Source organism: Streptomyces sp. NBC_00377 (genome assembly GCF_036075115.1).
In the GTDB taxonomy this organism is placed as follows: domain Bacteria; phylum Actinomycetota; class Actinomycetes; order Streptomycetales; family Streptomycetaceae; genus Streptomyces.
Genome location: NZ_CP107958.1, coordinates 9,106,440 through 9,119,604 on the forward strand (window position 1 = coordinate 9,106,440; position 13,165 = coordinate 9,119,604).

The window sequence follows — 13,165 nt, forward strand, 5'->3', positions numbered from 1 at the left end:
CGCGGGGGAGGAGGGCGGGAGCCGGTCATTCCTCCGTGGCGATGCCGTCGAGAGCGTCGGCACTGTCACGGGTGCCGGGGGAGCGCCGCAGAAGGAAGGCGACCGATGCCGCACCCAGGACGGCTGCTCCCGCGCCGGTGACGAGAGCGAGGTGCAGACCGGAGGCGAAGGCGTCGCGGGCCTGATTGACCAGGGCGGCGTCACCTGTCTTGGCGCCGACGATGTTGGCTGCGGCGAGGGAGGAGCGAGCTGCCTCGGCCACGTGAGCCGGGAGCCCCTCGGTGTCGAGAGTGTTGCGGTAGCCGGCGTTCAGCGCACTGCCGAGTACGGCGATTCCCAGGGCGCCGCCCAGTTCACGGGACAGGTCGTTCACCGCAGAGCCCACGTTTTGCAGGCGGGAGGGCAACGCGTCGGTGATGGCCGCGGTGGCGGGCGTCATGGCCAGCCCCATGCCGGCGCCCAGGGGAATGAGCCCCGTCACGATGAGCCAGTAGGAGCTCGTCTTGTCGAGCTCGGCGAGCACGCTCAGACCGACGGCGACGGCGATCAGCCCTGCGATCCAGGGACGGCGGGCGCCGACGCGTGCTGCCAGCTTCGGGGACAGCCGGGCGCTCGGGATCATGGCGGCGGGCATGGGCAGCACGCTCAGGGCGGCGATCAGCGCACTGTCGCCTCGCACGAGCTGCAGGTACTGCATGACGACGAAGATGAACCCGAAGAACGCGAAGAACTGCAAGGTGATCGACAAAGTCCCGGCTGCGAACGTCTTGTTGCGGAAGAGCCGGGGATCCAGCAGAGGGTAGGGGTGGCGCAGCTCCCAGACGATGAAACCGGCGAGCACGAAGAGTCCCACGGTGATGCCGGCCAGGGTGCGGGTGCTTCCCCAGCCGTGCTCGGGCGCCTGGATGACCGAGTAGACCAGGATTCCCAGGCCGACGACGGTAAGCGTGGCGCCGACGGTGTCGACGCGCTGCTTCGTTGCCTCGGCCGACTCCGGCACGAAGACGTAAGTGCCGATGAACGCCACGACCGCCAGAACGACGTTCACCCAGAAGACAGACCGCCAGGACCATGCTTCGAGCACGGCGCCGGAAGTCACCAGGCCCAGGATGGCGCTCGCTCCCGCGACGGCCGCCCAGATGCTGACAGCACGCGTCCTTTGTTCGCGGGGAAAGGTGCTGGTAATGGTCGAGAGCGTGGCGGGCATGACAAAGGCGGCCGCCACCCCCAGCAGAGCTCGCAGGGCTATGAGAACCCCGGGTTCCGAGGAGAACGCGGCCGCGACCGATCCGGCCGCGAACAGAGCGAGGCCGCCCAGCAGGGCCCGGCGTCGGCCGAACCGGTCGCCCAGAGTCGCCGCCAGCAGCAGAAGGGCGGCAAAGACCAGGCTGTAGGCGTCGATGATCCACGACAGCTGCGTCTGGCTTGCGTGGGTCTCCCGGGCGATGTCTGGCAGGGCCACGTTCAGCGATGCCATGGCCGAGACGACGGCTGCCAGAGCCAGGCATGTGACGGCCAGTACCGCGCCGTGACGCACCACTTTGTGACCTTGTTCTGTGAGGCCTCGGTTCATGAGAGGCGTCCTTTCCCGCTGGACAGAGGTGCGCTGGTGCGATGGACGGATCCGATGGCGGATGCAGCCGCCCTGGAGGCGCGGCGTCCAGCAGGCAGCGCAGGGTTATAGCGCGCTAGCGCAAAGTGATGGGAGGCCGGTGTCGACCGCTGCCGTCCGTGCTGCCCGCCCCGGGCGGGACGGGCAGCACCACGAAAGTCACCGGATGCCAACGCATGTTGGCCAACCTGCGTTGACATTAACGCACTCATGGGGATGGAAAGTCAACGAGCGATGGCCTACATTTGTTGGCATGACAGCAGACAACGCAGAAGCACCCCCCGGCCCTCGACGCTCCGACCGCACCCGGACAGCGATCCTCGACGCCGCCCGCCAGCGCTTTGCCGCTCAGGGCTTCGAACGCACGACAATCCGGGCCGTCGCGGCCGACGCGGACATCGACCCCTCCATGGTCATGCGCTACTACGGCAGCAAAGCCCAGCTCTTCGACGCCGCCCTCGACATCGACCTGCACCTTCCCGACCTGTCCGCCATCCCGGCAGAGGAACGGGCCGAAGCCCTCGTGCGGCACTTCCTGCACCGCTGGGAGCACGAGGGCGCCGACGACGCGCTCCTGCTGCTTCTGCGCTCCGCCGTCACCAACGACCAGGCGGCACGCCGCATGCGGGAGATCTTCGCAGCCCAGGTCTCCCCGGCCCTCGGCCCAGCCACCAAAGACAACGTCGGCCTGGTCTCCGCCCAGTTGCTCGGCCTCGCCCTCACCCGCTATCTGCTGCGCATCCCAGCCGTGGTGCGCATGACGCCTGAAGAGATCGTCGCCGCCTACACGCCCGCCGTCCGGAGCATGCTCGAACCGCAGGCATCCGCCCATTGAACAGGCAGATCAGACGACGCAACCGGTCGGAGCCCCAGGCGGTGCCGTCGGCCACCTCGTGTCCACCGCCGCGGGGCTGAAACCGCGAGCGGTCAGGTCGCCAGTCTGTGCGGCGGCCTTCATGGTGGGACGGCGCTTCCTGCGCAGTCCAGTCCTGTCAGGCCGGCCCAGCGCATGACCGGCCGCCCGTTCGTCGCTGACACACTTGCCCATCTCCCGTACTTCGGCGGTGATCTGGGCGCCACCGGGTGCCGTCCGTGGCGTGCACCTGCGTATCCGGGTGGCGGGTCCGGCATCAGCTGCACGGTGGGGCCGCATTTTCTGTGCCAACAGCACGAAATCAAGCAAGAGACGGCGAGGACGGTGCACGGCCGCTCCACGCCGGAGCGCTGCGGCCGCCGAACAGGAAGCGTTCCTCCTGCGCAGCCTCGCTGACCTTTCCTGCGTGCGTAGCCGCGTGATGCGTCTACAAGAGCGCGGGGTTGCTCGGCGGCCCGCTCCGGCTCCTGAGCGTCTTCGAGACGGTCCCAGATCAGCGGCGAGCTCCCTGACACGTCGCTGCCGGACGCGATCGGCACAGCGTGGCCGCGGCCACCTCGGACCCGGCGCAATCACGCTGAAGGACCACGAGATCTACGTTTCAGATCGACCCGGTGCCTCGGAGGTCTGAGATCAGAGCCAGCGCCTCCGGTGAGACGTATGGCCTGCCCCCGGCCGCCCGGATGGGCAGAGATTACTCATCTCCGCTTCCCCGGCTCACGGTTGACTGACTCTGCCTGCCCGAGCAACCGCAGCGGTGCCAAAGGCGGGCAAGTTCGCGGTGGGGGAGGGCGGCCGACCTGGAACGCCCCTCAGTGCGGGGCCCGGACTCCGGCCGCTCCCGGTGATGCCGGCGGGTCGCTGAGACGGCAGGGCGGCCGGTTCCCGTGGCACGGCGCCGTGCGACGGCTGATCCCGCCCGCAGCACTGCACGACATCCGGCTGTGCCGCTCGCCCCCCGCCCTGCAGGCAGTAACCGACTCCGCCACGGCAGAACAGCACCACAGAAAGAGGAAGACCAGCACGATGAACAAGCTCATAGGCCCCCTGTGCGCAGTGTCGACAGCCGTTCTCCTGGCGGTCATGCCGGCGACGGCGCAGGCAGCCGGAACCGAAGACGGCGCCCCCCTGGTGGCCGCCGAGAACGAGATCATCGACCAACTCGCGACACTCGGCTGGCCAGGACAGGACCCGGAGAACTTCTACCCCGGTGCTCTCGACCACGCGGACTCCGCCACCGCCACGGTCGTCTGGGGCACGCCCGGGAATCCCAGCTCCTATCAGGTCGAGGCCAAGTGCGCGCAGTTCCTCACCGCCTCGATGAAACATGCCTACTCCTGGGCCACCGACGCGTGGTTCACCGCCGGTATCGGCTTCCGCAGCCCTACCTCGGAGCAGTACTACGACGCCTTCACCGACACCTCCGCCGGCGGTGCGCTCGATGACATGAGCGATCACGTCAGCCGCCCCTCCGCACAGCGGGTCAGCGACCTGCATGCGGGTTCCGTCATCGCGGTGAAGTACCTGGACAGCTCGGACGGGGGCGCTACCGGGCACATGATGGTCGTGCAGTCCGTGACACCGTTCGAGCGCGACGGCAACAGCGCCACCCAGGAGTACGCGGTCAGGGTCTCCGACAGCACCTCCGCCCCGCACGGCGTCGCCTTCTCATCCAGGACGTCGCCGCACTGGGCGTTCCGCGACAGCCGGGTCGAGGGCTCTCCGGGGCTTGCCACGAAGGAATGGAGCGGCGCCGGCCGGGGAACGGTCTTCATCCAGGCCGACGCGGTCACCGGCAAGCCGACGGGTCACTGGTGGGGCCGCAACGAGGCCGCGTTCCACACCGTCGCCGACCGGCCCATGGCCTTTGTCGACATCACCCGCTGAGCCCGCAGGGCGGCGGCAGCGGCGCTCACCGCCGCGGCCGTCGCCCCCGGCCGCCCGCTGGGCGCCGGTGAGGCGTGACCTGGGTTGTGTGAGCACCTGCGGCGCCGCGCGAGGGTGTCCGTCGCATGATATTCAATGGTGATGAATAAATCTCGTGGACGTCCGCGTGGAGGCTCCGACGCCAAGGAGAGGATTCTGGCGGCGGCGAAGGCGGCGTTTCTGCGGCGCGGCTACAACGCGACGACGATGCGAGCCGTGGCGTCGGCAGCCGACGTGGACCCGGCCCTGATCAGCTATCACTTCGGCTCCAAGCAAGGGTTGTTCGGTGGGGCGATGGCGCTCGGGATCAGCCCGGGCCAGGTGATGGCCCGCGTGCTCGAGGGTGATCCCGAGCAGATGCCTCAGCAGATCATCCGGGCTGTCCTGGCCGTATGGGACGATCCGGAATTCGGTGGTTCGCTGACGCTGCTGGTCACCCAGGCCCAGCGGGACCCGGCGCTCCTGCGTGCGTTCCGCGAGTACGTCGAGCGGGAACTGACCGCCCGGCTGGCGGAACGCATCGGCGGGACCGACGCCGCGGAACGAGCTGGGGCCGTGCTGATGACAACTCTCGGACTGATCTTCAGCCGTTACGTTCTCAGGCTGAACCCGCTCGCCGTCATGGACTCCGAGCAGATCGTCGGCCTCCTGGCTCCAGGACTTGGTGCACTTCTCCGTCCGGCCCGATCCGCCGATGAATGAGAGAGCCGGGGCGGGGCCGGCGCAATCCGGGACGCCGCCGGTCGCCTAGCTACGTTCACTTCTGAGGACAGCGTTTGTCGACCAGTTCGGACGGCGGGCAAGGGCAAGACTGCCCCCGAATGTTCACGAGTTCCGACAATGCCGGTAAGCGCGTGTGGCACAAGCCACACTGTCTCCGCAGCCTGAAATCAGCGAGCTGGGAGGTCCTATCTCACACGCCAGTCAGACCAGTACGGGTCGGAGCGGCTGCCGGATAATTTTTGAGCCGATATGCACTAGACCCGCAGTGGTTCGACTATAAGGTAAACTCGAATTTGCCCACATCGTAGAAGAGTGTAAATGAATGAGTGATATGACGAGCGCAGAGTCAACTCGATTCCGGATGATCGCAAATATATCTAGAACGGCCGAGCGCCTACCGAATCATGAATTCACAAACCCGCTGTCCACGGACATTGCCGCCCTGGGTGAACTGATGCTGGCGGCTTATCGCGGGACCCCCGACGAAGCGGACGCCGGGCAGACAATTACGTCCGCTGTCGAAGAGATTGGTCGGGTTTTCCGTGGAGAGTATGGGCAGCTGATACCAGAGGCGAGCTTTGTTGCGAGCGAACGTAACGAGCCAGTCGCGGTGACATTGGTGACGGGTTGGCAGGGGGAACCGCTACTGGCTTACGTATTTACAGCGCCAAGCCATACGGGGCGGGGGCTCGCCCGAAACCTCATTAAGGCATCGATGAACGCTTTGGCCGCTCACGGTCATGCGCGACTGAACCTAGCAGTGACTGAAAACAATCCTCGGGCTTGGAAGCTCTATGAAAGTATTGGTTTTCAGCGCTTCAATTCCGTTTGATGCCACGTATAAACCGTCACGCTACGGAGGGCGTTCCAGTACGGGCGCGGGTCTGGGCGAGGTGGTAGGAGTCGGTGCCGGTTTCGATGATGGTGCCGTTGAAGGTCAGGCGGTCGACGATGGCCGCGCAGAGCCGGGGGTCGGTGAGGGTCTTGGTCCAGCCATCTGGGGCTGGCACATGTTCCTTTTCGTGGATCGCCGCTGCCACCGGCCCGTATCCTCTTCTGCTGTCCTCGTTGGTCTTCGTGGTGGTGCCCGGATTCTCCAGGTGCCGCCTTGAACGGTCAGGTTCGAGGAAGGTGTGCCGGTGGCATCCCAGTTGAGGGTGGTCCAGGGCGGTGCCGTCCTACTGGAGCCGGTGACCGTCGATCCGCGGGAGTTCCAGGCCGACTGCGTTGAGGCGTTCGTCGCCTCATGGCGGGCCCGTGGGTTCAGTCCGGTGACGGTTGAGAACGACATCGGCCTGCTGGAACGGACGCTCACCGCGCTGGGCCGGCCCGCCTGGGACGTCACTCCCGAAGACATCGACCGTGTCGTCGGCGACCTGGCCCTTGCCGGGCGAGCCGCCTCGACCCGGCGCGAGTACGTGCAGATCTTCAAGGGCTTCCACCGGTTCCTTCAGGTCCGCAAGGCCGTCGAGATCGAGGCTGGTTTCGGCGTCCGTCTGGTCTGTCCGGTCGATGAGTTCAACGCGTCCCGGCATGTCGGCGACGACTCTCCGGCCCAGTTGCCGCCACCGACCCCAGAACGGGTCGCGGAGTTTTTCGACTTCCTCAAGGCCCGGATCGCCACCGCACGCAAGTACGCGCCCGCCGCCCGGGACTATGCGATGTTCCGGACCCTGTATCACGCCGGCCTGCGCTCGGAAGAGGTGTCGCTTCTGGACCGCCCGGACCTCCACTTCACGCGGGGACCGTTCGGGAAACTCCACGTCCGGTTCGGCAAAGGCGCCCGTACCTCCGGGCCGCGGCCGCGCTGGGTGCCGATGCTGGACGGGCTTGACCTTGTCCTGCGCTGGTTCCTCGACGACGTCCGCGGGAAGTTCCCCGACTCACCGGTGCTATTCGCGGACGAGTCCGGCGGGAGTCTGCACCGTGGGACGATCCGCAACCGTTTGCGCTATCTGATGGAACTCGAAGGCCGTCCGGCGACCGACCGGTTCAGTCCGCATGCCCTGCGTAGGGCCTGCGCGACCCACAACTATGAGCGCGGTGTGGACCTGGTGGCAATCCAGCAGCTCCTTGGTCACTGGACGGTCAGCTCGACCATGAGATACGTCCGTCCCTCCGCAACGTTCATCGAGGATGCCTATCGCCGCGCGGTGACCACCACGCTCGGCGAACTCACCGCCGAGGGGGACAGCTCCGCATGAAGATCCGATGGCGTCTGCGGATGGCCGCCGCCCAGCGCGAGGTCTGGACTGGCACCCAGCTGCAGCGGCTGCTGGCCGAACGCGCCGGGCTGCAAATGTCCTCCGCCTCGGTGTCCGCGCTGTTCAGCAAGGAGCCATCCCAGGTGAAGATGTCAACGCTGATCGCGTTGTGCACCGCGCTGGAATGCACCCCCAACGACCTGTTCGAGGTCGATACCACCCCCGTCGAACGTCCCGCAGCCCCACCGCGGCCGGTCGCCGACCTGCCGAAGGCAGTCTCCGCGCGGGGCCGTTCGATGCCTCCGCTGTGACCTGGAGAGGGCGGCATCGTGGGCGTTAAGCAGAGCGACTGCACCGGTTGCGGAGCCCCGGTCGGCTTCATCGACCGGCACTACTGCTGCCGCTGCACCGCCCAACAGAAGGAGGCCGCGACCCGGGCCGCTTGTCCCCGGTGCGGCCAGCAGCGCGTCCTCCAGGCGGACACCGGCCGGTGCATCACCTGCTCGCGCGTATGCACCGCTTGCGGTAGTCCGGTACGGAGTAAATCCTCGGCTCTCTGCCGCACTTGCCTGCGGGAGTCCCAGCGCGACGCCGCCAAGGCGGCATGCCCTCGCTGCAGCCGGCCCGGATATCTACGCGAGGACACCGGCTGGTGCGGGCACTGCTCGCGTCCCCGGCAGACCAAACAGCCACCCCGTACCTGTGAACAATGCGGCAGAGTACGGAAGCACGCAGGCCTGGGACTGTGCACGGCCTGCTGGCAGCGCCACCCCGACCGCCCCTTCATCCGGGCCGAGCACCTCATCGCCGAACTCGACAATCCCCCCGACTGGCTGCAGGACTTCACGACAGATCTCGCCGCCAAGTACTCCGTCGGCCGAGCCTGCACGATGATCACTTCCCTCGGACGGCTTCTCCGGGACGGCCAGCCCAGTCTCCCCCAGTCCGTACTCGAACGCTCCCGCCGCCCGGGCCGCTCGATGGGCCCCCTCGCTCGTGCCCTGGAAACCTTCTTCACCAGTCACGGTCTGGCCATGGCCACCGACCAGGCCGAGCGGCTCGCGGCGGGCCGCCGGCAACGCCGGGTTGTCGCGGTCCCAGAGCCCCTGCGACCTTCGGTAGAGTCCTTCTCCGACTTCATGATCCGCTCACGCGAGCGGTCCCGGCGTGCCGGAACGCTGCCCCGCACCAATGCCACCATCGAGGCCGCACTGGCCATCGTCCGTGACCTCGCCCTGTTCCTCGCCGGTGAGCGCGGGAAGCAGGACTGGGCACTGACCGACGTGCACGATCTCGAAGCCTTCCTGGCCACCTCGCCGAAGGCCCGGAAGCGTCGACTGGTGGTGCTCGGACAGTTCTTCCGCTTCGCGCGATCCCAGAAGATCATCCTCGTCGATCCCGCCCGCGGTCTGACCGCCCGAGGACCGAGCGGCTTCACCGGTGCGACGCTGACACTTGACGAGCAACGTGTGCTGTTCCGCCGCTGGACAACGGATCCGGCCGTCCACCCGCACGAAGCCTTGCTGGGCATGCTCGCCTTGTTACACGGTGCTTCAAGCCGCGAGGTCAAGATGCTGCAGGCCGATGACCTCGACGTTCGTGCCCGGACCGCCCGGCTCGGACACCGCCCACATCCGGTTCCTTTGGATCCGCCGTCTTGGGCAGCAGTGGAACGCTGCCTGGCCCACCGCGAAGACCAGCGGACGGACAACCCGCATGTGATGGTCACCCGCCAGACGAAGTCCGCCCAAGGTCCGGCATCCACCGCCTATGTCAGTCACGTCCTCGACGCCTGCGGCTTCCCACCGCGCATGATCCGCTGTACTCGATTGCTCGACCTGGTCAACACCATGGACCCCAAGCTCGTCGCCGCAGCGTTCGGCATGGACCCCGAGGCCACCATGATCTATCTCGCTGACCACGTCGACCCCGGCCGCCTGCCTGACCTGCAATCACAGTGACGACAGGCACCTCCTTGACTTACTGTTCCTGGGATGAGCTCCCGAGATGCCGTCCCCGACGAACCAGCCGAATTGACCGTCCGCTGCCAGGACGACCGGGCCGTCTCCGTGAAGTTCTGCGACCTCTTCGATGAGGACGAAGACTGCGTGCACTACGCCATCGAGGCCTGCGCGGCCGGTCTGAACGCTCGCCTGGACGGCGTGGCAGCTTGGAACTGGAGTGCCGACCTGGCTCCTTTCCTGGAGAAGCTCTCCGAGGACTTCCGGGGCTGGGAGGGAGAGCGTGTCTGGCAGACCATCGACCGCGATCTCACGGTCAGAGCGGTCTTCCGCTCGGGCGGCCATGTCGGGCTGACCTGGACCCTGCGTCCGTGGCGAATGTCCGTTGGCAGCTGGGAGGCATCCGTCACCACCTGGCTGGAAGCCGGCGAGCAGATGTCCGCTCTCGCAGCCGATGTCCGGCACTTCCTCGGCCAGGAAGCCGGTCATCGCGGCTGACATGCAGCTCGTTTGGACCCTCAGCGGGCGGGGATGGGCAGACTGCACCATCTCCGATCATCAGGCGGAAGCCGAGGTCACGGCCTCATACATTTCCACAGCCCCCGAGGACCTACTGACGGCGGTGGCCCGCCTCGTCACCGGTGAAGCGGAGGCACGCGTGCAGTTCGAGGCGGAACCCACCGCGTTCCGCTGGATCCTCTACCGCGAGGGCACCGACGTGTGGCTTCGTGTGCTGGAACTGGCCGACGGCAGCAAGCACGACAACGTCGGAACCGAAATCTGGTCGAGCCAACAAAGCATCGGCACCGTGGCTCGCGCTGTCGTCCGCTGCTTCGACGAGGTCGCGCGGACGTACGGGGAGAGCGGGTATCGCGGCAAGTGGGGTGAGCACTTTCCCCGCTTCGAACTCGAAGCCCTCAGAGAGGCCTGGCACAAGAGCCGCCTCCTGGAGAACACCTGAGCCTGGTCGAACCTGGTTGGTTTCGGCGCCGCCTGGCACAGGTTCGCCGGAACGTGTGCGCTTTGCCGAAGGGCTCGTTGGGCGCGATGGTGACGCTGTTCTTCTCCTCACGTTCCCTCAGCACCTGGAAGAGGAGCTCGGCGCCGCGGCGGTCAAGTTCCATGTGTTGGGTCGGGGACAGGATGCCGTGCACCGTTTTCGGTGTCGGTTTTCCCGTCCCCGCCCGCCGAACCGGACGTACCCGTTGGCCGAGCATCCGCCGCCCTCGGTGATGCGGTCCGCCCCGTAGTAGCGGCGCCGCAACTGTTTCCAGGTCAGGTGTGGGTGCTTGTAGCGGATCCAGAGAAGCAGTCTCCACCACGCGTACCAGTCGAGGAGAAGCAGTCTCCACCACGCGTACCAGTCGAGGTAGGAGAACGTTCTCTTCGATGCGCCGTAGCGGAAATAGGCAGCCCAGCCCCGAAGGACGGATTAACCGACCGCAGCACCTGCTCCAACGAGAGCGACGTCGTACTTCGCCCCGTCAGTTTCTTGATCTTGTGCATCACCGATGCCAACCGCCTGGCTCCACCAGTTCAAACGACTCCGGATCCGCTACGAGATACGCGCCGACCTCCACCTCGGACTGCTCCAACTCGCCTGCAGCATCATCTGCTTGAGACGACTCCGAACCTCATTCTGAAACAATCAGCTAGGCGGGCACGGCATCCCGTTCGCCGGCACCGCCGCGGCACTCGCTGAGCGGCAGCCGGGCACCCTTCTGGTCGCTGTGACGGGCAACGCCGGCCCGTCGGCGAGCGACGCGATTTCGCCGTGGGCGGGTGACTGCCCGGGAGAGGGAACGCGCGCCCGGATCCCGACAAGGTCGTCACCGGCAACCGGAGCGAGGCCGAGGGGTGCCGGCCGGCGCCGGCGCGGATGCCGGTGCGCTCGCAGCCGGGCTGAGTAGCGCCTGCGGTCGGCTTCAAAGGGGTGATCCGGCGCGGTGGAAGCGCGGGCGGGCAGTGGTGCCTCCGGCCTCCGACATCATGCCAACAACTGTAGGCCAACCAGCGTTGACTTTCGTGTCCAGGGGCTGGCATCCTGTCAACGCATGGTGGCCAACGCTTGTGGGCCTCCTGTCTCGCACCTCATCGCACCGAGGCCGACGGCCCCTGGACCGGAAGGCGACCGCTATGAAACTGCTGCTCCCCTCGAAGTCCGGTGCGGCGTCCAAGGTGCAGCGCAGGGGCCGGCCGGGGGCCGGTGCGGACGGGGGGTGCCGGCCCGGCCCGCTCGCCACCTTCGCCCGGTTCGTCCTGTGCGGCGGGGGCGTCGGTCTCGCTTCCGGCCCGGCCGTGGCACTGATGGCCGCACTGATGCCATGGGTGATGGCGAACGCGCTGGTCACCGCAGCTTCAACCCTCCTGTGTACAGAACTGCACGCACGTTTCACCTTCCAGGCCGGTAGGCATGCCGGATGGCGCCAGCACTGGCAGTCCGCCGGGTCGGCCTCGGCCGCCTACGTGATGACCTGTGCGGCGACGTTCCTCCTGCACCTGCTGCAGCCGTCGGCCGGCATGCTGAGTCAACAGGCCGTCTACCTCGGCGCTTCCGGCCTCGCCGGAATCGGGCGATTCCTCGTTCTGCGCCTGGTCGTCTTCGCCGGCAGTTCGGCCGCGGTGCAGGACGACGGCCCCGCTGGGGTGCGGCAAGCGGGCGGGGTCACATCTCGACGCGTCGTGACGTCGCGGCCCAGGGCCGCACAGCCGACGAGCGAGCCGTCATGTGCGGCGGTGAGGACGGCCGTAGCGGTGTCGACCGTGCGGGCGGGCATGCCGCCCGGACGCTCGGATGGCCCTGCGTCTGTTCCTTGGCCGATTTCTCGCCCTGTTCGCCCTCGCCGCGTCCCTGCCGCCGCAGGCCCCTGAGGTGCGGTGACGGGAAAAATGAGTGCCGATTACTCATTTCGAGATCTCGTGGGTGATCCATATTCCTGCGCATGGGCTGTCTGTTCACTGACATGAGATCCGCGAGCACGGAGGCAGCGTGCAGCAGCGACCCACTCAACGGGGCGGCTGTCGCGGGTCTCGCCCACCGCTGTGCGGAAAGGCGTAGCCCTTCGGATTGGGGGCGACCCGCGATGTCGTGGGCACGCAACGCCCCGTCACGGTCCCTGGGTGAGGCCCAGCATGTCGCTCAGCTCGCTCAGGCATTGCTCGAAGAGCGGTTGCATGTCGGTCAGGACGAAGTCCATCTGGTGAAGGACTTCCAGACACAGCAGCCCGTAGAGCCGGCTCCAGCAGGTCACGTACACGTGCACCGCTTCGGGGGGCAGGCGTCGCTCGATCAGGCGGGAGTACGCGTGCAGTTGCTCGGGCAGGCCCTCGGGCAGCTCGTTCAGTTCCGGCACCGGGAACGGACGGGTGTTCCACACCTCGACGATCATGTCGATGAAGACGCTCTCGAAGCGCAGGCCGGCCTGGTGCCGGGCGGAGTCGGGCTGGTGCTGCGTGCCGCTGACGGGGCTGGCGAAGATCCACTCGAACTCGGCAGGATGGGATACGGCCCAGGCGCGCATCGCGCGGCACGCGCCCAGAAACCGGTCCGCGGGCGGGGCGCCCGTGCGCTTGTCCCGGTCGCGTTCCATGGCTTCGGCCAGCTCCTGGAAGAACCCCGCGGTCACCGCGTCCACCAGCGCGTCCCGGCTGGCGTAGTAGTGGTAGAGCGAGGGCCCGCTCATGCCCATCTCGCGGGCGACGGCATTGATCGTGACTGCGGCCGGCCCCTTGGTGACCAGCAGTGTCCGAGCGCTCTGGTGAATCTCCCGCACAGTGGCCTCGCGCACCCGGTCGCGTCGGCCGTCGCCCGTCGGTCGCCGGTCCATGAACACCTGCCTTCATCGCATTGATCTAGAGGGTCTAG

At 67.2% G+C, this 13,165-nt stretch carries 12 protein-coding genes and 4 pseudogenes; 11 read left to right on the forward strand and 5 right to left on the reverse strand.

Annotated elements, in window-relative coordinates:
• Positions 1-25: 25 nt before the first annotated feature.
• Positions 26-1,573, reverse strand: a complete 1,548-nt coding sequence (locus OHS71_RS40530; RefSeq protein ID WP_328484284.1) for an MFS transporter — start codon at positions 1,571-1,573, stop codon at positions 26-28.
• 292 nt (positions 1,574-1,865) lie between these two features.
• Between OHS71_RS40530 and OHS71_RS40535 the strand changes: the two genes are divergently transcribed.
• The 4 genes from OHS71_RS40535 to OHS71_RS40550 all read left to right on the forward strand — a co-directional run bounded on the left by OHS71_RS40535 (position 1,866) and on the right by OHS71_RS40550 (position 5,967).
• On the forward strand, positions 1,866-2,447 hold the full coding sequence (locus OHS71_RS40535) for a TetR/AcrR family transcriptional regulator (RefSeq protein WP_328484285.1): 582 nt from the start codon (positions 1,866-1,868) through the stop codon (positions 2,445-2,447).
• 1,065 nt (positions 2,448-3,512) lie between these two features.
• Complete coding sequence (locus tag OHS71_RS40540) at positions 3,513-4,373, forward strand: hypothetical protein (RefSeq protein WP_328484286.1); 861 nt, start codon at positions 3,513-3,515, stop codon at positions 4,371-4,373.
• 141 nt (positions 4,374-4,514) lie between these two features.
• Positions 4,515-5,114 (forward strand): TetR/AcrR family transcriptional regulator, encoded by a 600-nt coding sequence (locus OHS71_RS40545; RefSeq protein WP_328484287.1) that lies wholly within the window; start codon positions 4,515-4,517, stop codon positions 5,112-5,114.
• Positions 5,115-5,457: 343 nt separating this feature from the next.
• The gene (locus OHS71_RS40550) at positions 5,458-5,967 is read left to right on the forward strand and encodes a GNAT family N-acetyltransferase (protein ID WP_328484288.1); all 510 of its coding nucleotides are present in this window, start codon (positions 5,458-5,460) and stop codon (positions 5,965-5,967) included.
• 16 nt (positions 5,968-5,983) lie between these two features.
• Here the strand turns inward: OHS71_RS40550 and OHS71_RS40555 are convergent.
• Positions 5,984-6,130, reverse strand: a pseudogene (locus OHS71_RS40555) (ATP-binding protein); the annotation flags it as partial.
• Positions 6,131-6,325: 195 nt separating this feature from the next.
• Here OHS71_RS40555 and OHS71_RS40560 point away from each other — a divergent pair.
• The 5 genes from OHS71_RS40560 to OHS71_RS40580 all read left to right on the forward strand — a co-directional run bounded on the left by OHS71_RS40560 (position 6,326) and on the right by OHS71_RS40580 (position 10,261).
• Positions 6,326-7,339 (forward strand): tyrosine-type recombinase/integrase, encoded by a 1,014-nt coding sequence (locus OHS71_RS40560; protein ID WP_328484289.1) that lies wholly within the window; start codon positions 6,326-6,328, stop codon positions 7,337-7,339.
• Positions 7,336-7,650 (forward strand): helix-turn-helix domain-containing protein, encoded by a 315-nt coding sequence (locus OHS71_RS40565; RefSeq protein WP_328484290.1) that lies wholly within the window; start codon positions 7,336-7,338, stop codon positions 7,648-7,650. Before OHS71_RS40560 ends, OHS71_RS40565 begins: the two co-directional genes overlap by 4 nt.
• Before the next feature lie 723 nt (positions 7,651-8,373).
• Positions 8,374-9,300, forward strand: a complete 927-nt coding sequence (locus OHS71_RS40570) for a tyrosine-type recombinase/integrase (protein ID WP_328484291.1) — start codon at positions 8,374-8,376, stop codon at positions 9,298-9,300.
• A gap of 33 nt (positions 9,301-9,333) precedes the next feature.
• On the forward strand, positions 9,334-9,798 hold the full coding sequence (locus OHS71_RS40575) for a DUF6228 family protein (RefSeq protein WP_328484292.1): 465 nt from the start codon (positions 9,334-9,336) through the stop codon (positions 9,796-9,798).
• A complete protein-coding gene (locus OHS71_RS40580; RefSeq protein WP_328484293.1) occupies positions 9,755-10,261 on the forward strand; it encodes a hypothetical protein in 507 nt (168 codons plus the stop codon). Before OHS71_RS40575 ends, OHS71_RS40580 begins: the two co-directional genes overlap by 44 nt.
• A gap of 34 nt (positions 10,262-10,295) precedes the next feature.
• On the opposite strand, the pseudogene OHS71_RS40585 reads toward OHS71_RS40580, so the two are convergent.
• Together OHS71_RS40585 and OHS71_RS41460 are read right to left on the reverse strand one after the other, a co-directional pair.
• Positions 10,296-10,427: pseudogene (locus OHS71_RS40585) on the reverse strand (IS21-like element helper ATPase IstB); the annotation flags it as partial.
• Positions 10,379-10,717, reverse strand: a pseudogene (locus tag OHS71_RS41460) (hypothetical protein); the annotation flags it as partial. The pseudogenes OHS71_RS40585 and OHS71_RS41460, both read right to left, overlap by 49 nt.
• Before the next feature lie 103 nt (positions 10,718-10,820).
• Here OHS71_RS41460 and OHS71_RS40590 point away from each other — a divergent pair.
• Positions 10,821-10,943 (forward strand): annotated as a pseudogene (locus OHS71_RS40590) (IS5/IS1182 family transposase); the annotation flags it as partial.
• 493 nt (positions 10,944-11,436) lie between these two features.
• Entirely contained in the window at positions 11,437-12,171 is a 735-nt protein-coding gene (locus OHS71_RS40595) for a hypothetical protein (protein WP_443047142.1), read from the forward strand.
• Between the two features lie 236 nt (positions 12,172-12,407).
• Here the strand turns inward: OHS71_RS40595 and OHS71_RS40600 are convergent, their stop codons facing one another.
• Entirely contained in the window at positions 12,408-13,127 is a 720-nt protein-coding gene (locus tag OHS71_RS40600; RefSeq protein ID WP_328484294.1) for a TetR/AcrR family transcriptional regulator, read from the reverse strand.
• Between the last annotated feature and the right edge of the window lie 38 nt (positions 13,128-13,165).

Bases quoted from the DNA above. Each gene is read 5' to 3' on its own strand.
- OHS71_RS40570 (WP_328484291.1), top strand. From the start codon at position 8,374: ATGGCCACCGACCAGGCCGAGCGGCTCGCGGCGGGCCGCCGGCAACGC.
- OHS71_RS40565 (WP_328484290.1), top strand. From the start codon at position 7,336: ATGAAGATCCGATGGCGTCTGCGGATGGCCGCCGCCCAGCGCGAGGTC.
- OHS71_RS40600 (WP_328484294.1), bottom strand. From the start codon at position 13,127: ATGGACCGGCGACCGACGGGCGACGGCCGACGCGACCGGGTGCGCGAG.
- OHS71_RS40580 (WP_328484293.1), top strand. From the start codon at position 9,755: ATGTCCGGCACTTCCTCGGCCAGGAAGCCGGTCATCGCGGCTGACATG.
- OHS71_RS40575 (WP_328484292.1), top strand. From the start codon at position 9,334: ATGAGCTCCCGAGATGCCGTCCCCGACGAACCAGCCGAATTGACCGTC.
- OHS71_RS40540 (WP_328484286.1), top strand. From the start codon at position 3,513: ATGAACAAGCTCATAGGCCCCCTGTGCGCAGTGTCGACAGCCGTTCTC.
- OHS71_RS40550 (WP_328484288.1), top strand. From the start codon at position 5,458: ATGAGTGATATGACGAGCGCAGAGTCAACTCGATTCCGGATGATCGCA.
- OHS71_RS40595 (WP_443047142.1), top strand. From the start codon at position 11,437: ATGAAACTGCTGCTCCCCTCGAAGTCCGGTGCGGCGTCCAAGGTGCAG.
- OHS71_RS40535 (WP_328484285.1), top strand. From the start codon at position 1,866: ATGACAGCAGACAACGCAGAAGCACCCCCCGGCCCTCGACGCTCCGAC.
- OHS71_RS40530 (WP_328484284.1), bottom strand. From the start codon at position 1,573: ATGAACCGAGGCCTCACAGAACAAGGTCACAAAGTGGTGCGTCACGGC.
- OHS71_RS40545 (WP_328484287.1), top strand. From the start codon at position 4,515: ATGAATAAATCTCGTGGACGTCCGCGTGGAGGCTCCGACGCCAAGGAG.